The sequence below is a fragment of the Mycobacterium sp. 852002-50816_SCH5313054-b genome (assembly GCF_001667185.1).
Lineage (GTDB): Bacteria > Actinomycetota > Actinomycetes > Mycobacteriales > Mycobacteriaceae > Mycobacterium.
Window position 1 is genome coordinate 98,422 of the sequence record NZ_LZIC01000019.1, and the last position, 23,294, is coordinate 121,715.

Below are 23,294 nucleotides of genomic sequence, written 5' to 3' on the forward strand. Positions count from 1 at the left end.
CGGTCAGGGTTCGTCGGGCTCTGACGTAACGACGAAAACGATTGACTTCCTCGCGGTTTCGCCGACCGTGGTGGTAAGGAACACGACGTAATACTCCCCGGGCACCGACTGGGCCGCCGTCATCGCGACGTCGACCGAGGCCGATCCGTCGGCGCCGAACTGTCCGGAGGCCGGTGTCACGGTGATCCCGGGATCGGAGGAGGCGCCGGTGATGCCGTAACCGCCGGCGCCGTCGACCATCCGTTGCAGGTCGACCTTCACCGTGCCGGTGCGCCCCGGTTGGAGCCGGAGGATGGGTTGCGGCGCATTGACGGTCACCGCCGAACTTCCCGCGGCGAACGACGGCGGCGCGGAAGACTCGGCGGTGCCCCAGCTCTTGTTGGGGTAGGCGGCGAGGGAGAACGCGACCTCGCCGCCGGTGCGGATGATCGACTCCGGCAGCCAAGTGCGATCGGTGGCCAGCCCGTCGACGCTCAGGCCGCCGATGAACTTCAGGTGGTGGGGTCCCGACGCGCCCGGGGCGGAGATGCGGATGAATTTCCCTGCGGGAAGCGCGATCACGATCCGATCGAACAGCGGCGCGGCCACCGTCAGGATCGGCGTTCCCGGCGTGCTGGGGTACAGGCCGAGGGCGGCCCAGACGTACCAGCTGGACATCGCCCCGAGGTCGTCGTTGCCGGGCTCGCCGTCGGGCTTCGCTGCGAACAGGCCGCGCACCCGGTCGACGGTGAGCTGGGTCTGCCACGGTTGGCCGACGTAGTTGTACAGCCACGGCACCCCGAACCCGGGCTCGTTGCCGGCCCAGAGGTGGGGGTCGTTGGGGCCGACGTTGAGCTTTGCGGTGAACCGGTCGAGCCGGTCGGCCACGGCGGCGCGGCCGCCGAGCGCGGTCACCAGTCCGGCGACGTTGTGCGGCACCCACCAGACGTATTGCTCGGCGTTGCCCTCGTCGTATCCGTCCTGGCCGAAAGCCCTGGGGGAATCGTAATATCCAGGGCCCTCTCGGAAGAATCCCATCGTGCCGCGTGGCGAGACGTATCGGGTGCTGGGATTGAACAGGTTCTGCCAATACTGCGCGCGGGTTTGGAATTCGGCCGCGGTCACGGTGTCGCCGAGCGCGTCGGCGAATCGGGAGATCGCGAAGTCGTCGACCGACCACTCCAGCGTGATCGACGCGTCGGCGATCCATCCGCCGTTGCCGAACTCGACGGTGTGCGGCGCGTAGCCCAGCCCCAGGTAGGTGGTGATGCCGGGCCGCTCCACGTAGCCGCCGCGGCCGACCCCGCCCTTGGTCGCCGCGTCGATCATGTAGCGCAGTGCGGTCTGGACGTCAAAGTCCTTGCCCCCGTACGCGTAGAGGTTCACGATGAGCGGGACCACGCTGTCGCCGCTCATCTCGCCGGTCGCCGAATTCGCAAGGGCCCAACGGGGAAACGAACCGCTCTGTTCCGCGTCGTTCACCAGCGATTGCGCCATGTCGCTGGCCCGCTTGGGAAAGAGCAGCCCCTGCAGCGCGGCCAGGCTCCGGTAGGTGTCCCAGTCCGAGAAATTCGCGTACTGCGTCCGCCCCTTTTCGACCATGTGGATCGCGTCATCGAATCCGATGTAACGCCCGTCGACGTCGTTGAAGGTGTTGGGGTGCAGCAGCGAGTGGTACAGCGACGTGTAGAAGGTATCGACGTTGCCAACGTTGCGGCCCGCCACCGAGATACACGACAACGTGGCATTCCACTCGGATACCGCGGCGGCGCGCACGGCGTCGAAGCTCATTCCGCCCTCGGCCTCCAGGTTCGCCCGCGCCCCGTCGATGCCGACGTAGGAGATCGCGGTGCGCACCTCGAGCGCCGAGCCGGCCGGGAACTCCACGTATCCCCCGCTGTAGCGCGACGCCGCGCCGCGGGCGCCGGGGTTCACCGAATAGCCGTCCCAGGAGCCGTAGGCCGTGAAGGGCTGGCTGAATTTCATCGCGAAATACACCGTGTAGGTGTTCGGCTTGTCGCAAAATCCGCCGCTGGTCGCCCATCCGGTGATCGTGGTGTTGTCCTCACCGATCTGGATGGCGGCGCGCGAATTGCCCGCCAGCGACGCGCCGGACCGGACGTGCAGCAGCGCGGGCCGGCCGTTGCGCGGGAAGCGGAACCGGCCGACGCCGGTGCGGGTGGTGGCGGTGAGTTCGGCGGTCACGCCGGTGCGCGGGAACCGGACCGTGTAATAGCCGGGCGCGCCTTGCTCGCTGTCGTCGTGCGCGATTCCTTCCCAGGCGTTCCACGGCTGCGCGCCGATCGGCGTGGTGGTCGGCAGCATCGAGATGTCACCGAACGCGGCGCAGCCCACCGAGGCGTGGGTCATGCTGAACCCGGTGGAGCGCGGGTTGTCGTAGTTGTAGCCGGCGTAGTTGCCGACGGTGTCCGGCGAGTACTGCACCATCCCGAACGGCACCGTGGCGCCGGGGAAGTTGTTGATCTCCCCCACGGTCTCGCCACCCGTCCCGGTCCCGATGAGGGTGTCGACGTGGTCGACGGGGTTGGTGACCAACTGTGGCTCACCGTCGTAGGCGATCGGCGGGGCCGCCGCGATGAAGGCCAGCAAGACGGCAGTCGCAGCGAGCAACGCGATGAGGGCCCTGCGGGGGGCGCGTGACCGCATAGCTGTCTCTTACTGCATCACCGCCCCGTCGCGGTGCGTTTCGCGCGTGCCGGAAGGTCTCAATTTTGACTAGCAACTTTTGGCCCCCACTTCGGCTAGTCTCATTCAGCGTGGCTGGCGCTGGTACCGGCCCAAAATTCGGGAGATTTGATCGATGAAACAGTTGACCGCAGCAACCATTACCGTGGCGCTGAGTGTGGCGCTCGTGGCGTGCGGCTCTAGCAACAAGTCATCGCCGTCGACATCGACATCGACGTCGACATCCACGTCGACCTCGACCACAACTTCGAAAACCTCCGCTACGCCGAGCGCGCAGGGCGGCCCGACGATCGCCGACTACGTCCGCGACAACCACATCACGGAAACGCCCATCCATCACGGCGATCCCGGCCCCAACGTCGATCTGCCGGTGCCCGCGGGATGGCAGATCACCCAGAACTCCGGTACGTCCTACGGCGGCATAGTCCTGTCGCAGCCGGCGAACCCGTCCGATCCACCCACGGTCTCGGCGCTCTACTCGAAACTCACCGGTGACGTCGACCCCGCGAAGATCATCCAGTACGCCCCCAACGAGCTGCTCGGCCTTCCCGGCTACCAGGGCACCGGTAACGGCAAGGCTTCCACGCTGGCCGGATTCCAGGCCTGGCAGCTGGGCGGCACCTACCAGCGGGACGGCAAGACGCGCGCCGTCGCCCAAAAGACGGTGGTGATTCCCAGCCAGGGGGCGGTGTACGTGCTGCAGCTCAACGCCGACTCGCTCGAAAGCGACCAGGGAACGTTGATGGACGCCACCAACATCATCGACGACCAGACGACCATCACCCCCTGATCACCGGCCGCCTCTCGGGACGCCGCGGCCGCGAAATCATTGCGCCGCGGCGCCCCGTTGGCCTTACGGTGTTGGCATGGCAGAACAGTCGCATGCGATAGACGTCGGACACCCCCCGTCGGCACTACTGCGTCTCGTCAACCCCGTCCTGGGTTTCCTGCTGCGCACCCCGCTGGCCGGGCCGGCACGCAGGCAGCTGATGGTGTTGAGCTTCACGGGCCGAAAAACGGGGCGGCCGTACACGATTCCCTTGAGCGCGCACCTGATCGATCACGAGCTTTACGCGCTGACCGGCGCCCCGTGGAAGCAGAATTTCCGCAACGGCGCGCCCGCGCAGGTCGTGTACGACGGCAAGACGACGGCCATGCGCGGCGAGCTCATCCGCGACCGCGAAATCGTCTCCGACCTCTACCACCGCTGCGCCGAGTCCTATGGGGTGCAGCGCGCACAGCGGATGATCGGATTGAAGTTTCGCGACCCGCGCATACCGACTCGCGAGGAGTTCGCGGAGGCCGTCGACCGGTTGCACCTGGCGGCGGTCCGGTTGACCCCGGGCACCTAGCCCCTCGCCGCGCGCGTGTGCGCGGCGAGCAGGCGCTGATCGAACCGACTTATCCGGCGGGGCCGGCGCCGGCGGCGGCACTGGTTCGGGTGATGACCGGCCGCGGATGACCCGCGCTCAGCAGCGTGCGTCGCAGCGTCTGCGCGACGGCGTCCGCCCGGGTGTTCGGCACGAGCGCGATGACACAGCCGCCGAATCCGCCGCCGGTCATCCGGGCGCCGAAAGCTCCCGCCCGTATCGCGGTGTCGGCGATCAGATCGATGTGTTCGGTGGTGATATCGAAGTCGTCACGCATGGAGACATGTGAGGCGGTCATGATCCGGCCGGCTTCAACGAAGTCCGAATCGCCGATTGTCGCAACGAAATCCAACACTCTGCCGTTCTCGTTGAGAACATGGCGGGCACGGCGGGCATCGATCGGGTTGTTGATCGCATCCAGCTCCGCGCGACCGCGATCCCAGACGTCGCGCAACGATGAGGCCCCCAGGGCGGCTGCCGCCCGCTCGCATGACGCGCGCCGGGCCGCATACTCGCCGCCGACGTGGCGGTGGCGTGCCCGGGAGTCGATCAACAGCAGCACCACGCCGTGCGCGTCGGGATCGAAGGCCACCGGCGCGACGGTGATGTCGCGGAAGTCGATCAGCAGCGCGGTCGACGGCTCCCCGAAAAGTGAGGCCAGCTGGTCAAGCAAACCCGTTGGGGCGCCGACATACTCGTTCTCGGCGCGCTGCGCCAGCCGCGCCTGCTCGATGCGGTCAATATCGATGCCGGCGGCCGATGCGATCGCGCCCAGCACCGCGCACTCCAGCGCCGCCGAGGACGACAGCCCGGACCCCATCTCCACGTCGCTGGTGATCGACATCGCGCCACCCGGCACCGGGTGACCCGCCTGGCGCAGCGCCCACACCACGCCGGCCACGTAGGCGGCCCAGTCGGTCACCTGACCCGGAGCGGTGGCCAGTGGAAACCGCGCCGCGCCGTCCGCGCGCTGGCTGCCCACGGTGATGGTGTCGCCGCCGTCGGGGGTGAAGGTCACCACCGTGCGCTGCGGCAGCGCGATCGGCAGCGCGAACCCGAGGTTGTAGTCGGTGTGCTCACCGATCAGGTTGACCCGGCCGGGAGCGGCGTAGCGGACGGTCATCAGAGATCCCGCAACCGCTGCGCCACGGCTTCGGGTGTGACGTCGCTGATGAACGCGTCCATCGCCGATTCGGAGGCCGCCAGGTACTTGAGTTTGGTCGCGCTGCGCCGGATCGACATCAACTCGAGGTGGAAGTAGCCGTCGTCCTGGGCTTTGGTGTCGGCGAACTGGTGCAGCGCCGAAATGTAGGGCAGCGGGCCCGAATACATCCGGTCGAACCGCCCCAGCACGTCGAGGTAGATTTGCGCCAGCCCATCCAGTTCGCCGTCGTCGAGCTCAACCAGGTTGTGCACGAACCTGTTCGGGTAGATGTGCACCTCGACCGGCCAGCGCGCCGCGAACGGCACGAACGCCGTGAACAGCTCGGTGCGCGCGACGATGCGAACGCCATCAGCGACCTCGCGCGCCAGCAGGTCGGCAAACAGGTTGCCGTCGTGGACCATTCGATGTGCGCGGGCCTGAGCCAGCATGGTGGCCGTGCGCGGCGTCAGGAAGGGATAGCCGTAGATCTGACCGTGCGGATGGGTCAGCGTCACACCGATCTCCTCGCCGCGGTTTTCGAAGCAGAACACCTGCTCGACGCCCGGGGTGTCCATGAGTTCGGCGGTGCGGTGGCGCCAGGCCTCGACGACCAGCCGGGCATGCGCCGGTTGCAACGCCGCGAACGACCCGGCGTGGTCGCTGGAAAAACAGACCACCTCGCAGCGGCCGTGTCCGGGCGCGGACACGAACCCGGCATTGGCGGGCACCGAAGCCGGCTGACCGGCGCCCGCAAGGCTCGGGAAGCGGTTCTCGAACACGACGACGTCGTAGTCCGCGGCCGGCACCTCACTGGTCAGGCCGGTCGGGCCCGGGCACAGCGGACACTGATCGGCCGGTGGCTTGTAGGTGCGGTCCTGGCGCAGCGCCGCGACGATCACCCACTGCCCCGTCGAGGAGTCGAAACGCAACTGCGACTGGTCCGGGTCACGCCCCGGCAGCGGCCTGCGGTCCTCGACCGGCGCCGGGCGGTGGCCCGGCAACGCGAAAAACAGGAGGTCACGGCCGTCGGCCAGCTTTGCCCGCGTCGGCGCTGTCACGAGGTCGAAGACTAGCTTGGCCGGTGCGGTGCGGTTCGGGTAACCATGGGGTGTCCCGCAGACGAGAGGTCAGGAGATCACCGTTCTCTACGAAAAAGCCCGAACCTGGTGGATCGGGTCGGATCCCGGCCTGCTGCGGCTCCGGATGGCGACGCGGACGACGGCCGCGCTGGGCTGTTCGCTGCTGATCATGTATCTGGTGACCAAGGCGGCGGGACAGCCCCTGACGGTCGCCCTGCTCGGCGTCGTCATCACCATGGTCGCGGCGCGATCCGTCAACGAGCCCGACCTCCGCCGACAGCGCATCACCATGGCGCTGCTGCCGTTGCCCGCCGCACTGTCCATCGCCGCCGCCGTCCTGCTCGCTCCGTACACCATCGCCAGCGACGTCGTCTTCGTCGCCATCGTCTTCACGGCGGTGTACATCCGCCGCTTCGGGGCCCGCGGCAGGGCGCTGGGCATGGTCGCGTTCATGTCCTATTTCTTCACCTTGTATCTGCGAGCGAGGATTTCGGAGTTGCCCTGGTTGATCGGGGCGGTGGTGGTCGGAACGCTGTGCACATTCGTCATGAGCACCTACGTCTTGCCCGACCGGCCGGAACGCGTGCTGCGCGCCACCGTTCGGGCGCTGCGGGCCCGGATGGCCATCGTCGTCGACACCACCGCCGAGGCGGTGGGTACCGGCCGCCTCGACGACCGGCGTCGCCGCCGCATGCGCGCCCGCACCATCCGGCTCAACGAGACCGCCCTGATGGTGCAGGGTCAGATCGAAGACAAGGCCGACCCCGCCGTGCTGTGGCCCGGAGTCAGCAGCGAACAGCTGGCCCCCTGGCTGTTCGACGCCGAGCTGGCCATCGAGTGGGTCGCTACCGCGGGCCGGCGAGCCGCCGCGCTGTCCGCCGAGTTGCCGCCGGCCACCCGCGCCGAACTGGTCGCGGCGCTCACCCAGCTCGCGCGGGCGATCCGCACAGCGCAGTCCGGTGGCCTCAGCCAGGCCGCGGACCGCGCCCAACGGATCCTTGACCGGCAGGCGCCAACGAGGGACGACGATCCCGGCGAGGCCGCCGTGCGCCGCCTCGCCCTGGCGATCATCAACGCCGCGACGGCGACCGCGGAGGTTCGGGCGATCGTCGAAGGTGCGGCCGCGGGGAAAGCCGCCGCCCTGCGGGGCGACGAGAGCGTGTCGCCTCCCGCGCCCGACGCTGCCGACGAGTCCGCCGACGCGGGGTTACGGCCGACCACCCGGCAAGCCGTCCAGGTGACCGTCGCCGCGTCGCTGGCCATCGTCACCGGTGAGCTGGTGTCGCCGGCGCGCTGGTATTGGGCGGTGATCGCGGCGTTCGTGATCTTCGCGGGCACCAACTCCTGGGGTGAAACCCTGACCAAGGGTTGGCAGCGGCTGTTGGGCACCATTCTGGGCGTGCCCTGCGGCGTGCTGGTCGCCACGCTGTTCGCCGGCGACACCAGCGCCGCGCTGGTCGCGATCTTCGTGTGCCTGTTCTGCGCCTTCTATTTCATGACCGTCACCTACAGCTTGATGACGTTCTGGATCACCACGATGCTGGCGCTGCTGTACGGCCTGCTGGGCCAATTCTCGTTCGGCGTGCTGATGTTGCGGATCGAAGAGACCGCGATCGGTGCCGTCATCGGTGTGACCGTGGCAATCCTGGTGCTGCCCACCAACACTCGGACCACCATCCGGAACGACACCCGCGCCTTTCTGACGGCCCTGTCGGCGCTGATCGAGATCTCCACGGCCACCATGTTCGGCGAGGAGGAGACGGCGAGCCCGACCGAACAGGCCCGCCAGCTCGACCGGGCGCTGCAGCAGTTTCGCATCAGCGCCAAGCCGCTGCTGGCCGGGGTGGCCGGGCTCGCCGGCCGGCGAAGCATCCGGCGCGGCTTGCGGATCTTCGCCGCATGCGATCGCTACGGGCGCAGCTTGGCGCGCAGCGCCGAGCAATACCAGGACCCCGCCGGCTCCTCGCCGGAGCTGGCCGAGGCGTTCATGTCGGCCGCCGCGCAGACGCAGCGGAACATCGAGGCGCTGATTGCGGCCATCGGCGGTGTCCACGCGCCGACGATCGTGCCGGTGACCGACGACCTCGACTCCGCCGAAACCCTGGCCCGGCAGCAGGACGGCGAGGGCGCCCCGCGCCCCGATACCCGACGGTTTCTCACCGCGGTGCACGCGCTTCGCCAGATCGAGCGGGCCATCATCACCGCGGCCACCAACCTCGGCGCCCGCGACAACCCGAAGGTGCCCAGCCCGGTGGCGGGCTGAGCCTCACGCATCGTCGACTTGCCGCTGACTCAGCGCCCGGCAGGCTGATTCCCGAGTGCGCTCGGCATTGTCCAGTAACCGGGCCCGCACCCTCGGCCACCAAAAGATTTCGATGGCAAAGAGCCCGACGATCAGCCACGACACCGCGGCGACCCGTGGCGTCGCAAAGGCGCTGTCGATCACCGCAAGGACCAGCACGGCCACACCACCCACCCGCAAAATCCATTGGAAGCGGCGAGCTTGAACACCGGCGTCGCGAAGTGCGCCGACATACTCGATGGCGGCAGGGGCGAGTCGGACCTCGGCGAGGGGATGGCCCCGGCGGGCCGCGGAACTTACCGCGACACGCTCGTCAGCGCTGAGATCGATCGCCGCAGGCCACGCCTTACCCATCCGTCGCGCCATCATGACTCCGTTGCAGAGGCTGATAACCACGAATACGACCGGGGCGCTCAGCAGCACCCCCGACTCCGCAAACGCCAGGGCTGCCATAAGAACACCGGCCGGGACCCCTAGGCACACCGCACGGAACACGGGACCACCGCGCCACACCCATGCCGGGATCAGAACCATGCTGCGATTCTCGCGCCTGTTATAGCCCGGGCAAACAGAGGGGGAAGTAGCACGGCTGATTGGGGCCCTGCGCTTTCCTGGTGAGGTCTAGCAGCCTGATGATTGCCATCCCCAGCATCCCTTCTATCTCCGGCTGCTGGTCGGGAGGGAGATTCCGCGTTTCCCGATCGACGACGGTGACCTGCTGTTGTAGGCCGGCTATTCGCTGGTTTCGCTGCGGCGGGGTAAGGCTGTCCCAAGTGTCGTCCAGTTCGGTGATCTGCCGCAGCAGCTCCTGCACCTCCGCCTTGGGATCGGCCGGCGGGGCGGGTGGCGGCTGGAGCGGGTGGGAGTGGCTCAACGCGGGTTGCACGGTCACGTCACCATGGGCGGGAATCCCTGTCAGGATCGCGGCGCCCAATAGGCCGGCCTCAATTATTGCCGTGATTCTCGTTGGAACGAAAAGCATTTGGAGTCTCCGCATTAGGGCGCGAACGCGCAGATGAATCCGAGCACCCGCTCGCACTCCTCCCGCGTACGGAAGACGGGAGGTGGCGGCGGCGGCGGAGGTCCCTCAACGATGTTGTCGGGGCAACCGCCGTAATACCCGGGCGGACACTGCTCGTGGTAGACGTGGCAAACGTTCAAGTCCCATCCCGTGGCCCTCAACCCGGGCCACACGTAATCGCCTGGGCACCAGCGCATTCCGGGGCCGTGGTAGCACCCCGTTCGTGACGAGCAGTGGTCATCGTCGGCGCGGGCGGTCGCAGCGGCCGGCCCCGCACCAACCACCGCGATCCCGCCCGCAAGCACGGCACTCGCGACAACCCACTTCAACGTGTGGGTGGTGTACATGCGCTGAGGTTGCCGCACACCGCTTGCCGGATCTTCGCCGAATTCTTGCGAAATTCTTGTGTTCGCCAGATACCCGTGACATCGGCGCCCGCGCGGCTACCATCTGCCCATGGGCACTCCGAACCTCCCGCCCGGGTTCGACTTCACCGACCCCGACATCTACGCCCGCCGGCTTCCGGTGCAGGAGTTGGCCGAGCTGCGCGCGACGGCGCCGATCTGGTGGAACGAGCAGGCGCCCGATCAGGGCGGATTCGGCGACGGCGGTTACTGGGTGGTGACGAAGCACCGCGACATCCGCGAGGTTTCGTTGCGCAGCGACGTCTTCTCATCGGCCAAAAAGTCGATCGTGCCGCGCTATCGAGAAGATGTGGCGGCCGGCCAGATCGAGGCGGGCCGGGCATCGATGATCATGATGGATGATCCCGAACACAGCCGGCTGCGCAAGATCGTCTCGCGCGCATTCACGCCGCGCGCGGTCGAGCGGCTGCGCGCTGACCTCGGCGAGCGCGCGGGGCGCATCGCGGCCGAGGCCGCGGGAGCGGGGTCGGGCGACTTCGTCCGCCAGGTGGCCTCCGAGCTGCCCCTGCAGGCCATCGCGGGCCTGCTCGGGGTGCCCGAGGAGGACCACGAGAAGCTGTTCGACTGGTCCAACAAGATGATCGGCGGCGACGACCCGGAGTTCGCCGAAGACGATTCCCTGACGGCCGCCGGCGAGTTGATGTGGTACGCGATGCAATTGGCGGCCCGCAAGCGCGCGGATCCCGGTCCTGAAGATCGGGACATCGTCACGATGCTGATCCACGCCGACGCCGACGGCCAGCGCCTCTCCGATGCCGAGTTCGGCATGTTCGTGGTCACGCTGGGCATCGCCGGCAACGAGACGACGCGCAATTCGATCACGCACGGGATGATGGCCTTCGCGGATCACCCCGAGCAGTGGGAGCTGTTCAAGGCGCGACGACCCAAGACCGCGGCCGACGAGATCATCCGCTGGGCGACCCCGATCACGGCGTTCCAGCGAACGGCGCTGGTGGACACCGAGCTCGGCGGCGTGCCGATCGAGAAGGGCCAGCGGGTGGCGCTGTTCTACCGGTCAGCCAACTTCGACGAAGATGTCTTCGACGACCCGTACGCCTTCGACGTCTTGCGAAGCCCGAACCCGCACCTCGCGTTTGGCGGCACCGGTGCGCACTACTGCATCGGCGCCAACCTGGCGCGCATGACGATCGACCTGATGTTCAACGCGATCGCCGATCACCTGCCCGACCTGACTTCCACGGGCGAGCCCGAGCGGCTGCGATCGTCGTTCATCAACGGCATCAAGCACTGGCGGGTCGACTATCGGGGCGAGTGCCCGGTCCCCCACTAGCCCCAGCTCACGTGGCATGTCGAGCCGACCGACGAGGAGACAACTCGGGTCAGCGCGCGGGTGTGGGCGAGATTCCCGAGGCGCCCTTTCGGACGCCGCCGTGCCTTCGATGCCTACGAGGCGCGCCTGCGTCCCTTCGTCAAGGCCTGCAGTCCGGTGCGGAGGAAAACATTCCGTTTTTCGCAACGAAGACCCGCTTCGGCCTGTGGTTCCGCATCGCGGCGATGCGCACCATGAACTTCGCTCCGCTGGCGAGGTTTTTCGCCCGCACCGTAATCGACGACTTCGACCTTCCCGACTACGGCATATAGCTATCGCGCCGGCTCCGACCCTACGTGTGCGCGCCCGACGGGAGTAATCCGTCGGTAGTTGTGGCGTCGCCTCGCTTCGCCGCGGCCATCATTGCGTCGTGTGCCCGGTTTGAATCGGTCGCGGGGGGAATGACGAGCAACACGATCTTTTTGCCGCCCGCACCCAGTAGTTCAATCGTGTTGACCGGTTGTCGGTGGTAGCCAGCCAGTCGCACCACGTGCCGGCCCGTCGTCAGTTTCTTCGGGGCCTTACCCCATTCGGCGATGTTGTAGATCACCTGATCGATCGGACCGAGTCGTACCGACAGCACCGCCAGCAGATCAGGCAGCTCCGCTCGAAGATCATCACCGTGCGGCCACCATGCCCCATCGACATATCCGCTTGTGTTGGGCGCCTTGGGCTTCAGGCGCAGGCGCGGTGTGTTCTCAGGAAGCTCTTGTTTCCAAGCGGCGGTGGCTCTGCCTCGTTGTAGCGTCATTTGACGCTCCCGTCCCTGACCGCGAACCGGCCAAAATCACTCGAACCGACGATGACGCAATCTCGAGATGGTCGCGTACGACATACCGCCGATGCCACTCGCATACTACGCGCGTGGGTCGCCCGGCACCATGCTCAGCGGCTCACAGCGTAAGCCCACCGCGCCCTAATGCATTACCGCGTAATGGTTTTCAATCCCGAGGTGCGCAGCGGCGGAGTGCGCGGCCGGCGCGCTCAGAAGCTCGGCTGGCCGCTGTCCACGTTGTGGCGGTCGCAGGTCGCGATGAAGTCCTCGATCAACTCCACCACCTGGCTCGGCGCCTCCACCTGCGCGAAGTGGCCGACATCGGGCAGGATTTCGAGCCGCGCGTCACTACGGGCCTCGTGCGCGGCGTACGCGTGGTCGACGGGGATGATGCCGTCGCGCTCCCCCCAGATCGCCATCACCGGCAGGTGCTCGCGGACCCTTAGCCTGCTGAGCGCGCTGACCGCCTGCCCCCGGTAATCAACCACTGATCGCAGCGTCCGCAGGAAGGACTGGCGCGTCTCGCGATCCGACAGCGACGAGTAGGCACTCCACAATTCGGCGCCGCGCGGCGATTGAATCCCGGCGCTCCGCAACCAGGACCTCAGCTGGTTGCCGACGGACAGCACCGGCTTCGGCGCGATGATCGGCAGCACCAGCTCCGCCCCGGGCGCCGAGAGCAACCGCAGCACCCACCCGACGTCGGGACCCAGGCCGCCGCTGCTGATCAGGATCAGTCGCTTGGCGTAGTCGGGGTGCTGATACACGAACTGCATCGCGACCCCGCCACCGAGCGATTGACCGACCAGCGTCGCCTGGCTGACGCCGAGTTCGTCGAGCAGATCGCGAAGCCAGACCGCGAAGGCACCCAGCGAATAGTCCGTGCGAGGTTTCGCCGATTCGCCGTGACCGAGCAGGTCCGGGGCGATGACCCGGAACTTCTTCGACAGCGGCGGTATCACCGACCGCCAGGTCTCAGAGCTGCCGGCCATGCCGTGGATGAGCAGCAGCACCTCGCCGTCACCTTCGTCGCGGTAGGCGACCCGATCGCCGTGCAGCTCGAGAAACTTCAACTTGCTCATCGGCCCTGTGTACCCGCTCTGCCCCGGATTTAGGGCCGCGCCGCGTGAAATCGTGACGAGAAACGCATCCGGGGCGGGCAGTGGCCGGCGCCTCAGCGATGATTTAGCTCATGACCGAACCGGTTGCGGCCCGCGTGGCCGTCTACCTCGACTTCGACAACATCGTGATCTCGCGGTACGACCAGGTGCATGGGCGCAACTCGTTCCAGCGGGACAAGGCCAGTGGACTCGAGAAATACCCCGATCGGCGGGCCCGGGCGACGGTCGACGTCGGCGCGATCATCGACTTCGCGTCGTCGTTCGGGACGCTGGTGCTTACCCGCGCCTACGCGGACTGGTCGGCGGACGTCAACGCCGGCTATCGCGGACAGCTGGTGGCCCGCGCGGTCGATCTGGTGCAACTGTTCCCGGCGGCGGCCTACGGCAAGAACGGCGCCGACATCCGGCTGGCCGTCGACGCGGTCGAGGACATGTTCCGGCTGCCCGATTTGACCCACGTGGTGGTCGTCGCGGGCGACTCGGACTACATCCCGCTGGCGCAGCGCTGCAAGCGGCTCGGCCGCTACGTGGTGGGCATCGGGGTGGCCGGCTCGTCGAGCCGGGCGCTGGCGGCCGCCTGCGACGACTTCGTCATCTACGACGCGTTGCCGGGGGTTCCGGTGCTCGAGCCCGAACCGGCGCCCGCCGACGCCGACGCCGCCAAGCCGAAGAAACAGCCCGCACGCGCCAAGTCGGAAAAGCGTGAAGAGCCGGACGAGCCGCCCGACCCGCAGGTCGCCGCGACCGCGCTGCTGACGCGCGCGCTGCAGATCGGCCTCGAGAAGGACGATGTCGACTGGCTGCACAACTCGGCGGTGAAGGCGCAGATGAAGCGGATGGACCCGTCGTTCAGCGAGAAGTCTTTGGGTTTCAAGTCATTCAGCGATTTCCTGCGGTCGCGGTCCGACGTCGTCGAGTTGGACGAAAGCTCGACGACCAGGATGGTGCGGCTGCGCGTCGAGGACTGAGCGCCTCCCCTACGCTGACGACCGTGACGCAGGAAGTCGTTCGGCCGGGGCGCTGGCTCACCCGCAACGTTCGGGTGCTGTCGGCGGTCTCGTTCCTGCAGGACACCGCCAGCGAACTGCTGTATCCACTGTTGCCGATCTACCTCACGGCCGTGCTGGGTGCGCCCCCGTCGGTGGTGGGAGCCGTCGAGGGCGTCGCCGAGGGCGCGGCCTCGCTGACGAAGCTCGCCTCGGGCCCGCTGGGCGACAGGTTCGCCCGGCGCCCGTTGATCGCCACCGGTTACGGGCTGGCGGCGCTCGGCAAGGTGATCATCGCGGTGGCCGCCTCGTGGCCGGGCGTGCTCGCCGGCCGCGTCGTCGATCGGCTCGGCAAGGGCGTCCGCGGCGCCCCCCGGGACGCGCTGCTCGTCGACGATGTGGACGAGGCGGTGCGCGGCCGGGTGTTCGGATTCCACCGCACGATGGACACCTTGGGCGCCGTCGTCGGTCCGCTGCTCGGGCTGGTGGGCTACGAGCTGCTCGACCACCGGATCCGGCCGTTGCTCTATGTCGCGATCGTGCCCGCCGTCCTCAGCGTGGCCCTTGTCTTCCTCGCACGGGAGCGCGGCCGTCGCGGCCCGCGGCCGCAGCGGCAGTCCATGTGGGTCGGCGTGCGCGCGTTGCCGCGACCGTACTGGCGGGTGACCGCCCTCCTGGTGGCCTTCAGCGTGGTGAATTTCCCCGACGCGCTGTTGCTGTTGCGGCTCAACGAGATCGGCTTCTCGGTGGTTCAGGTGATTCTGGCGTACGTCGGCTACAACGCGGTGTACGCCCTGGCCAGCTACCCGGCCGGGTCACTCGCCGACCGCGTCGGCCGACCGGCGCTGTTCGGGCTCGGTCTGGCGTTCTTCGCGATCGGCTACACCGGGCTCGGGCTGACCACCGACACCGTGACGGCGTGGCTGCTGATCGGCGCGTACGGATTGTTCACCGGGTGCACCGACGGCGTCGGCAAGGCGTGGATTTCGGGCCTCGTCGACCGGGAGCATCAGGCCAGCGCGCAGGGCGTGTTCCAGGGCGGCACCGGCCTGGCCGTACTGGTGGCGGGGTTGTGGGCGGGCTTGCTGTGGGGGTCGAACGGCCAACTGCCCCTGCTCATTTCGGGCATCACCGGCGGCGTGTTCGCGGTCGTGCTGATCGGCGGGCAGCTGCTCCGGGGTATTCGACCCGGCTAACCGCCCGCGGCCGCCCGGTGGCTCGTGGTCGCAGTTGCGACGTCCCTCATCGCCTTCACCGTGATGCGCGCGCCGCGGCGCGGCACCAGGATGACGTGCTTGAGCTTCTGCCGTTCGCCGGCCGCGGTGGTGGTGCTCAGCTCGACCCGGCGCAGGATCTCGCGCAACACCACGCGCATCTCGACCATGGCGAACCCGGCCCCGAGGCAGCGTCGGTTGCCGCCGCCGAACGGAAACCACGTCGCCGGGCCCAGCGTGGCGCCCGTCATCCGATCCGGGTCGAATCGGTCGGCATCCGGATACACGGCGTCGCTCCCGTGCACGAGCACCATCCCGGGCGCCACCAAGACCCCGGCCGGCAGCCGGTAGCCGGCCAACTCGACGGGCTCGGTGAGCACGCGGCCCACGTCGAACACCGGCGGCCGGACCCGCATCGTCTCCTTCGCCAACGCGTCGAGATATTCGTCGCCGGCCGGGTCGCCCGCCGCACTCGCGTCGGCCGCCCGCACCGCCTTGGCCAGCACGTCCGGGTGGCGGGTCAGCCGTTCAAGCGCCCACGACAGCCCCGTCGCGGTGGTGTCGTGCCCGGCCACTAACAGCGTCATGAGCTGATCACGCAGTTCGCGGTCGGTCATCTCACCGTCGCGCATCAGCATGGCAAGCACGGCGGTGCTCGCGGCCAGGTTGGGGTCGGCGTGACGGTCGGCGATCTCCGCGTAGAGCAGGCGGTCGGCTGCCGCGATTCGTCGGCGCAGTCCCCGCCACGGCCAGTGGCGGAGCAGCTTCGGGTTCACCAGCGCGGCCGTCGCCCACGGACTGATGTTGAGCAAGCGCGGCATGACCTCACGCAACGCGGCGAGCCGGACTGGGTCCGTGGCGCCGATGACCGTCCGCAGAATCACCTCGAGCGTGATCTCGGACATCTTGGGTGCCGCCGCGAAACGTCTGCCCTCCGGCCACCCGGCGATGTTCTCCGCCGCGATCTCGGCCATCAGCCCGGCTTGGCGCGCGACCGCCTCTCGATGGAAGGGCGCCAACATCAGACGACGCCGTTCGGCATGCGCGTCCTCATCGATCACCAATATCGAGGTGTCACCAAGCAACCCGCTCAACAGCGAATTCGCCTCGCCCGCATGAAAAACTCGCGGGTCACCGGCGAAGACGGCCTTGATATCGGCGGGATCAGCCAAATACACCAAGGTGCCGATCGACGCGATCCGGAGCGTGAAAACACTGCCATAGCGGCGTGCACAGGCGGCCACGAAACGCGGCCCCTGGCGCAGACTCAACGCCGCCTGCATCCACCCGGGAAGCCGGGGCCCGGGCGGAAGCGCGGTGCGCGTGGCACTGGCCTGCAAACGTTTGATGCCCCAATCCTACGACCGGGCCGATTGAGGCTGAGTCGTCCTGGCGCCGGGTCGATTTGGTCGCCAAAGCGAACTCCGGCGCTCGGGTGGCCATACATCTCGTCCCCCATGTATGGCGATACCCCGCGACGGTCCCGATATCGCGTTGACAGCCAGCCACCCTGGCCATACGGTGTGTGAAAGTTGTCGCGAGGAGACCGTCATGACCGTCGGTGCCGCTCCCACAAGCGTTTTCGACGCCGATCTGCCGACGCTGGACTACGCCGCCGAGGAAACCCCCGCCGAGGTCTATCCCCGGCTGCAAGCCGCGCAACGCCGGGCTCCCGTCGCGATGGGGCCGTTCGGCCCCGAAGCGCTGTCCTACCGCCTGGTGCGTTCCGTGCTGCGCGACCCCCGGTTCCAGATCCCGCCCGGACTGAACATGCTCAGCCAGGGCATCAGTTCGGGCCCGCTGTGGGACAAGGTGGTCAACAGCCTGTTGTGCATGGAGGGCGACGCCCACCAGCGGGTGCGCGGCCTGGCCTCGAAGGCCTTCACGCCCCGGGCAACCCTGCGTCTGCACGACACCATGGCCGCCGTGATGAACGAACTGGTCGATCAGGTCGCCGACGCGGGCCGCTGCGACGTCGTCACCGACCTGGCCCGCCCCTACCCGGTCCCGATCATCTGCGCGTTGCTCGGCGCGCCACGCGAAGATTGGCAACGGTTTTCCGCGTGGGCGGACGACGTCTTCAAGGCCTTCAGCTTCACCGTCGACCTCCGCGACGTCGAGCCGGTCGTGATGCACGCGTGGGGCGAACTCGACAATTACGTGGACGACATGATCGCCCGGCGCCGGCACAGCCTCACCGACGACCTGCTGTCCGACCTGATTCGCGCGGAGGACGACGGCGATCGGCTCAGCGCCGACGAACTGCGCATGATGGCGGGCGGCCTGCTGCTGGCCGGGACGGACACCACCCGCAACCAGGTGGCCGCGTCGGTGCATGTCCTGTGCGAGCACCCGGAGCAATGGGGATTGCTCAAGGAGCAGCCCGAGCTGGCGATGCGCGCCGTCGAGGAGACCATGCGCCACTCGCCGATCGCGTGCGGGACCCTTCGCCTGCTGGCCGAGGACGCCGAACTCGACGGCTTCCTTTTCCCCGCCGGCACGACGGTCCTGGTGAATACCGCTGCGGCCAACCGTGATCCGTCGGTCTACGACGACCCGGACCGCGTGGACATCACGCGCGACGCGGCGCCCCCGATCCTGACGTTCGGCGGCGGCGTGCACTACTGCCTGGGCGCCAACCTGGCCCGGCGCGAGATCGCCGAAGCGCTGAACGTCATCGCGAGCCGGCTGTTGAACCCGCGCACCGCCGGACCGGTTCCGTGGAAGCCGATGGTGAGCCTGAGCGGCCCGACGAGCCTGCCCATCGAGTTCGACACGTAGCCGCCGCGGCGGTCGGTGATTAAGGATGGTGCGGTGCTCCTCGCCATCGATCTCGGTAAGACGTGCTGCCGGGCCGCAGCGGGCGGCCGGCGGGCCGCGGGGGCGGGCGCGCCCGGGCTGGCGACGCCCGGGGGCGTGCGTGCCGCGGAGGCGGCGATCCTGGCCGTGGCTAACGATTTGGCGCGCGAGATGGGCCCGGTCGACGAGGTGATCGTGGGCGCCGCCGGGGCGCTGGCGGCGCCGGACGCGGCGCGCGAGCTGGGCGTCGCGCTGCTCGCCGCGCTGCGCGCCGAGGGCGTCGCGGTGACCAGCGACGCCGTCGTCGCGCACGCGGGGGCGCTGAACGGGCAGCCGGGGATCGTGTTGATCGCGGGCACCGGCGTCGTCGCGCTCGCGATCGGCGCGGACGGCGCGCTGCGGACCGCCGACGGCTGGGGACCGTGGCTGGGCGACGAGGGCGGCGGTGCCTGGATCGGCGCCGCGGGGCTGCGTGCGGCGTTGCGCGCCCGCGACGGCCGCGCCCCGTCCACCACGCTGCTCGACGCCGCCCGCGCCCGCTTCGGCGCGCCAAAGACCTGGCCCGCTCAACTCGCCTCTGCCGCCGCGCTCGCGTCCTTCGCGCCCGACGTGCTCGCCGCGACCGGGGATGCCGCGGCCCGCGCGATCGTGGACGCCGCCGCCGCGGCGCTCGCCGCGACCGCTCGCGCGGCCGGGGACGGCCCGGTGGCGATGGTCGGCGGGCTGGCGGGCGTCGAGGCGCTGCGCGAGCGGCTCGACCTCGTCCCGGCCGCCGGCGACGCGCTCGACGGCGCGCTGCGGCTGGGGGCGATCCACGAGCCGCACGTGATCCGCGTCCGGGCCGGCGCCGTCCCGCGCGGCCTCGACGCGCTGGCCACCGAGGCCGCCCGGCCGGACCTGGACGACCTTGACGCGCGGCCTATCGGCGAGGTCGTCGCGCTGCTGGTCGCCGTCGAGGGCGAGGCGCACCGCGCGGTCCTCGTGGCGGTGCCGCGGATCGTGGCGGCGGCCGAGGCGATCGCCGCGCGCCTCGAGCGGGGCGGCCGCCTGATCTACGCCGGCGCCGGCACGCCCGGGCGCCTCGGCGTGCTCGACGCGGCCGAGTGTGCGCCGACGTTCGGCACCGACCTGGTGCGCGGCGTGATCGCCGGCGGGCCGGCGGCGCTGACCGAGGCGATCGAGGGCGCCGAGGATCGCTTCGACCCAGCCGATCTGGCCGATCTGAGCGCCGCGGACGCGCTCGTCGGGATCACGGCGTCGGGACGCACACCGTACGTGCTCGGCGCGCTCCAGCACGCCCGCGCGGTGGGCGCGCTGACCGTCGCGATCGTCAACAACCCGGGCGGCGAGGCGTCCGCCGACGTGGTGATCGAGCTGCTGACCGGGCCCGAGGTGCTGGCCGGATCCACCCGGCTGACGGCGGGAACCGCCCAGAAGGTGGTGCTCAACGCGCTCTCAACGAGCGTGATGATCGCGCTCGGCCGGGCCTACGGACCGCGCATGGTCGACGTGCTGGCGACGAATGCGAAGCTGCGCCGCCGTGCGGTGCGGATCGTCCGCGACGCGGCCGGCGTCGATGAGCAGGCCGCGGCCGCCGCGCTCGCCGCGGCGGGCGGTCACGCCAAGACCGCCATCGTTGCGCTGCTCGCGGGCGTCGACGCGGCCGAGGCCGCCGTGCGGCTCGACCGGGCGCGCGGACGCGTGCGGGACGCGCTGGACGGTTTCGGTATCTCGGGCTGACCGCGCGAGCAGACACTAGGGGAGCGTCGGGCGCGCGGACGACCACGGATGGGCCGATTCCAGTTGCGCCGCAACTCGAATGAGCACGTCCTCGCGCCCGTAGGCGGCGACGAGCTGGACGCCGATCGGCAGGCCCTCGGCGCCGCGGTGCAGGGGCAGGCTGATCGCCGGCTGCCCGCTCATGTTGAACGGCGGGGTGAACACGGCGAACTGCCCGGCGCGGCGCATCGGCGCGTTCGGATCGCCGGGGTCGTTCTCGAATTCCGCGAGCGGCAGCGGCGGTTCGGCCAGGGTCGGCGTGAGCAGCAGGTCCCAGCCGTCGGCCCACCACCCCTGCAGCTGCCTGCGGAAGGCCCATCCCGCCGCCTGGGCCGCCGCGTAGTCGACGGCGGTCAGCCGCTTCGCGTACTGGACGAGCGCACAGTTCACCGGCTCGAGGTCGTCCGCCGTCACCTCACGTCCGAGCGTCTCGCCGAACCCGCGCGCCGCCATCGCCGTCTGCGTCGCCCACATCGCCATGAACTTGGGGGTCAGCGACGTGTCGGCGAGGCACGCCGGCCAGGCCGGCTCGACGGCGTGGCCGAGCCCCTCCAGCATCGAGGCCGCGGCGCGCGCCGCCGCGGCGCAGTCGTCGTGCAGGAAGTCGCCGCGCGGATGCACGTCCAGCAGCCCGATGCGCAAGCGGCCCGGGTCGGCGCCGACCTCCTCGGTGTAGGGCCGCCGCGGCGCCGGCGCGATGACGGAGTCGCCGACGCCGGGACCGTTTACGGCGTCGAGCAGTCGCGCCGTGTCGCGCACCGTGCGGCTGACGCCCAGTTCGACCCCCAGCCCGGACTCGGTGCGGGCCGGGCCGACCGTGATCCTGCCCTGGCTCGGCTTGAGCCCCACCAGCCCGCAGCACGACGCCGGGATCCTGATGCTGCCGCCGCCGTCCGAGGCGTTGGCGAACGGGACCATGCCGGCGGCGACCGCGGCGGCGGCGCCGCCGCTGGATCCGCCCGGCGTGCGATCGAGCGCCCACGGGTTGCGGGTCGCTCCCCAGGCCACCGGTTGGGTGGTGGGCAGGGTGCCCAGCTCGGGGCTGTTGGTCCGCCCCGCGATCACCAGGCCCGCCGCCTTGAATCGGGCGACCAGCGTCGTGTCGGCGGTGTCGAGGATGGCCGCTTCTTTCAACGCGACGTTGCCGTTGGACAGGGTCTGACCGGCGAAACTCGTATACAGGTCCTTGAGCAGGAACGGGACGCCGCGAAACGGGCCGTCGGGCAGATCGGGGCCGGCCGCCACGGACCGCGCATGGTCGAACCACTCGATGACGACCGCGTTCAGCGCCGGGTTGGACCGCTCGATCCGCTCGATCGCCGCCTCGAGCAACTCGGCCGGCGTGACCTCGCCCGCGGCCACCAGCTCCGCCTGGTCCGTGGCGTCCATCCAGCGCGTCTGTTCGGCAAGGCTGCTCATGGCTTTGTGTACCACGTGTGACCGAGACCGCGGCACACAAGTCGCGGTCGGCTCCGGCCCGCCCTACGCTCGTGGGTTACACGAACTTAACGGGGGTTTTGTTGATGGGTGGGTGCACGGGGCGGACTGTGTCCACTCTCAGGTTGGCCCTGATCGCGGCGGCCGTCGGCGTCGTCGTCGCCTCCTGTTCGGAAACGGTGGGTCCGCCCGTCGCCACGCCGACAACCACGATGTCCACCGCCAAGACGACCGCTTCGTCGGCTCCCTCGCCGCCCTCGGTGACCGGTCCCTTGGAGAAGGACTGGAAAAGCTACGGCGGAACGGCCTTCTTCGGTTGTCCCGAGAAGTTCTCGCAGAGCAAGACGGTGCTCGACGACATCCGGCCCAAGGTTTTCGATACGAAGACCGGGCAATACATGGCGCCCGGTGCCCCCACGCTGCCCGCCGGCGAGAACGTCACCGGCGGCATCTGCGCGCTCGCGGGGACGGCCGACGACATGAGGGTGGTTTATGTGCTGACCACCGCCACCAAGACCACGGCCTACGCCTTCGATCTGAAGACCAGCCAACCGCTGGTGACCAAAGATCTGCAGCCGCCGGCCCCCGACCTGAAGCTGACCGCGCCGACCGAATGGGGCCTGGCCGCGACGGCGTCCGGCGTCGCGTGGGTGAACGCCTTCACCGACGGGCACGGCGCCGCGTCGCCGCCGCGCACCGTCATCCTTTCCGCTGCCGACCTGTCGATGATGTGGAACGACCCGCAGCCGGGCCGCGTGTGGCAGGACGTGCTTGCGTTTCAACGCAACACCGACCCCGCCAAGGCGTCGGGGGCCGAACTGCGCCGGCCGAACGGCGAAGCGATCTTCCAGGACAACGACATCTCGACCGTCGACGGCGAATTGTCCGACGGCCCGGACAAATTGGTGAAGATCACACACCAGGATTCGTCCAACCCTCCGGTGGTCTCGACGATGTTCTATGACCTGAACACCAAATCCGTCATCAAAGTCGGTGATACCGACCGGATTTCGGGTGGCGGGCTGGCCGCCACCCTGTCCGACGGACAGTTGTTCGTCGACGGCCGCAAGTCCGACAATTCGCAGTTCGGGTTCGGTGTGTGGAACCTGCGGACCCAGCACTGGGACCTGCTGAAGACGCGCGACGACGCGAAGAAGATGTCGATCGCCAAGTTGGCGTTCTTCGAAAACCACCTCTACATCACCAATGTCGGCAATACGTTCGCCGTCCTCGCGTTGCCCGGCACCGATCCGATCTCGGCGACGTGGTCCGTCCGACCGTTCGCGCGGATCTCGGGCTGGACGCTGGTCTGCCGCGGCGAGAATGCCGCGGCCCTGAACGGGGACTGCAAGGACATCGTGATGGTGCAGGACCAGGACGGTCACTTTCCCGGACCCTGGTTCTGAACTTCGGCACCCGTTCGTCGGGAAACCCGTATCAAGTGGCGGTGTAGAAAATCGGCCTCCGCCGAGCTGATCTCCTCGGGATTGGGCAGCCGATTTTTGTCGGACCCGGCTGTGATGATGAGGGTATGTCGTTGACCGCATCGCCCGCCGCGGAGGTGAGCCCTAAAGAGCGTCTTGCGGTGCTCTTTGAGGAGTTGGCGGAGTTGGCCGGGCAGCGCAACGCGATTGATGGGCGCTTGGTGGACATCGCCGCGGAGTTGGATCGCGATGAGTTGTGGGGGATGACGGGGGTGCGGTCACTGGCGGGGTTGGTTGGCTGGAAGCTGGGCTTGTCCTCGGCCACTGCGCATACGATCTCGACGGTGGCGCGCCGGGTGGAGGAGTTCCCGCGCTGCGCGCGGGGATTGCGGGAGGGGCGGCT

At 69.0% G+C, this 23,294-nt stretch carries 19 protein-coding genes and 2 pseudogenes; 12 read left to right on the forward strand and 9 right to left on the reverse strand.

Annotation, left to right across the window (positions count from 1 at the left end; translation table 11 throughout):
• Positions 1–3 precede the first annotated feature (3 nt).
• Positions 4–2,646, reverse strand: a complete 2,643-nt coding sequence (locus tag A5787_RS02805; protein ID WP_066961246.1) for a GH92 family glycosyl hydrolase — start codon at positions 2,644–2,646, stop codon at positions 4–6.
• A 154-nt stretch (positions 2,647–2,800) separates the two neighbouring features.
• Between A5787_RS02805 and A5787_RS02810 the strand changes: the two genes are divergently transcribed.
• Both A5787_RS02810 and A5787_RS02815 read left to right on the forward strand, forming a co-directional pair.
• Positions 2,801–3,475 carry an LpqN/LpqT family lipoprotein gene (locus A5787_RS02810; RefSeq protein WP_066961250.1) on the forward strand — a complete coding sequence of 225 codons (675 nt, stop codon included), beginning with the start codon at positions 2,801–2,803 and terminating at the stop codon, positions 3,473–3,475.
• Between the two features lie 76 nt (positions 3,476–3,551).
• Positions 3,552–4,037, forward strand: coding sequence for a hypothetical protein (locus A5787_RS02815; RefSeq protein ID WP_066961254.1), 486 nt, complete (start codon positions 3,552–3,554; stop codon positions 4,035–4,037).
• Between the two features lie 49 nt (positions 4,038–4,086).
• Here A5787_RS02815 and A5787_RS02820 read toward each other — a convergent pair whose 3' ends face one another.
• Entirely contained in the window at positions 4,087–5,178 is a 1,092-nt protein-coding gene (locus A5787_RS02820) for a galactokinase (RefSeq protein ID WP_066961257.1), read from the reverse strand.
• A complete protein-coding gene (gene galT, locus A5787_RS02825) occupies positions 5,178–6,257 on the reverse strand; it encodes a galactose-1-phosphate uridylyltransferase (protein ID WP_066961260.1) in 1,080 nt (359 codons plus the stop codon). Before galT ends, A5787_RS02820 begins: the two co-directional genes overlap by 1 nt.
• Positions 6,258–6,402: 145 nt before the next feature.
• Here galT and A5787_RS02830 point away from each other — a divergent pair, with 145 nt between their 5' ends.
• Positions 6,403–8,541: an FUSC family protein gene (locus tag A5787_RS02830; RefSeq protein WP_066961263.1), complete on the forward strand. Its 2,139-nt coding sequence runs from the start codon at positions 6,403–6,405 to the stop codon at positions 8,539–8,541.
• 3 nt (positions 8,542–8,544) lie between these two features.
• Here the strand turns inward: A5787_RS02830 and A5787_RS02835 are convergent, their stop codons facing one another.
• Together A5787_RS02835 and A5787_RS02840 are read right to left on the reverse strand one after the other, a co-directional pair.
• Complete coding sequence (locus tag A5787_RS02835; protein ID WP_066961266.1) at positions 8,545–9,114, reverse strand: hypothetical protein; 570 nt, start codon at positions 9,112–9,114, stop codon at positions 8,545–8,547.
• Between the two features lie 19 nt (positions 9,115–9,133).
• A complete protein-coding gene (locus A5787_RS02840) occupies positions 9,134–9,562 on the reverse strand; it encodes a hypothetical protein (protein ID WP_066961269.1) in 429 nt (142 codons plus the stop codon).
• Positions 9,563–10,057: 495 nt separating this feature from the next.
• On the opposite strand from A5787_RS02840, the gene A5787_RS02845 reads away from it, so the two are divergent.
• Both A5787_RS02845 and A5787_RS02850 read left to right on the forward strand, forming a co-directional pair.
• Positions 10,058–11,317: a cytochrome P450 gene (locus tag A5787_RS02845; protein ID WP_066961272.1), complete on the forward strand. Its 1,260-nt coding sequence runs from the start codon at positions 10,058–10,060 to the stop codon at positions 11,315–11,317.
• Between the two features lie 96 nt (positions 11,318–11,413).
• Positions 11,414–11,628, forward strand: a pseudogene (locus A5787_RS02850) (hypothetical protein); the annotation flags it as partial.
• A 20-nt stretch (positions 11,629–11,648) separates the two neighbouring features.
• On the opposite strand, the gene A5787_RS02855 reads toward A5787_RS02850, so the two are convergent.
• A complete protein-coding gene (locus A5787_RS02855) occupies positions 11,649–12,107 on the reverse strand; it encodes a DUF5994 family protein (protein ID WP_066961276.1) in 459 nt (152 codons plus the stop codon).
• Between the two features lie 233 nt (positions 12,108–12,340).
• Positions 12,341–13,213, reverse strand: coding sequence for an alpha/beta fold hydrolase (locus A5787_RS02860; protein ID WP_066961277.1), 873 nt, complete (start codon positions 13,211–13,213; stop codon positions 12,341–12,343).
• Between the two features lie 110 nt (positions 13,214–13,323).
• On the opposite strand from A5787_RS02860, the gene A5787_RS02865 reads away from it, so the two are divergent.
• Both A5787_RS02865 and A5787_RS02870 read left to right on the forward strand, forming a co-directional pair.
• The gene (locus tag A5787_RS02865; RefSeq protein ID WP_066961279.1) at positions 13,324–14,220 is read left to right on the forward strand and encodes an NYN domain-containing protein; all 897 of its coding nucleotides are present in this window, start codon (positions 13,324–13,326) and stop codon (positions 14,218–14,220) included.
• A 23-nt stretch (positions 14,221–14,243) separates the two neighbouring features.
• A complete protein-coding gene (locus tag A5787_RS02870; protein ID WP_066961281.1) occupies positions 14,244–15,434 on the forward strand; it encodes an MFS transporter in 1,191 nt (396 codons plus the stop codon).
• Here the strand turns inward: A5787_RS02870 and A5787_RS02875 are convergent.
• On the reverse strand, positions 15,431–16,735 hold the full coding sequence (locus A5787_RS02875) for a cytochrome P450 (RefSeq protein ID WP_082977035.1): 1,305 nt from the start codon (positions 16,733–16,735) through the stop codon (positions 15,431–15,433). The genes A5787_RS02870 and A5787_RS02875 overlap by 4 nt on opposite strands.
• A 268-nt stretch (positions 16,736–17,003) precedes the next feature.
• Between A5787_RS02875 and A5787_RS02880 the strand changes: the two genes are divergently transcribed.
• From A5787_RS02880 to A5787_RS28740, 3 genes and pseudogenes are all read left to right on the forward strand, one after another.
• Positions 17,004–18,233 carry a cytochrome P450 gene (locus A5787_RS02880; RefSeq protein WP_066961286.1) on the forward strand — a complete coding sequence of 410 codons (1,230 nt, stop codon included), beginning with the start codon at positions 17,004–17,006 and terminating at the stop codon, positions 18,231–18,233.
• 135 nt (positions 18,234–18,368) lie between these two features.
• Positions 18,369–18,998 (forward strand): annotated as a pseudogene (locus A5787_RS28735) (BadF/BadG/BcrA/BcrD ATPase family protein); the annotation flags it as partial.
• Positions 18,999–19,079: 81 nt separating this feature from the next.
• On the forward strand, positions 19,080–19,991 hold the full coding sequence (locus A5787_RS28740) for an N-acetylmuramic acid 6-phosphate etherase (RefSeq protein WP_369829075.1): 912 nt from the start codon (positions 19,080–19,082) through the stop codon (positions 19,989–19,991).
• Positions 19,992–20,006: 15 nt separating this feature from the next.
• Here A5787_RS28740 and A5787_RS02890 read toward each other — a convergent pair whose 3' ends face one another.
• Complete coding sequence (locus A5787_RS02890) at positions 20,007–21,449, reverse strand: amidase (RefSeq protein WP_066961288.1); 1,443 nt, start codon at positions 21,447–21,449, stop codon at positions 20,007–20,009.
• Between the two features lie 230 nt (positions 21,450–21,679).
• On the opposite strand from A5787_RS02890, the gene A5787_RS02895 reads away from it, so the two are divergent.
• Together A5787_RS02895 and A5787_RS02900 are read left to right on the forward strand one after the other, a co-directional pair.
• Entirely contained in the window at positions 21,680–22,873 is a 1,194-nt protein-coding gene (locus tag A5787_RS02895; RefSeq protein WP_231993784.1) for a hypothetical protein, read from the forward strand.
• Positions 22,874–22,998: 125 nt separating this feature from the next.
• Positions 22,999–23,294 (forward strand): DUF222 domain-containing protein (locus A5787_RS02900; protein ID WP_156763726.1); only part of this gene is annotated, 296 nt, incomplete at its 3' end.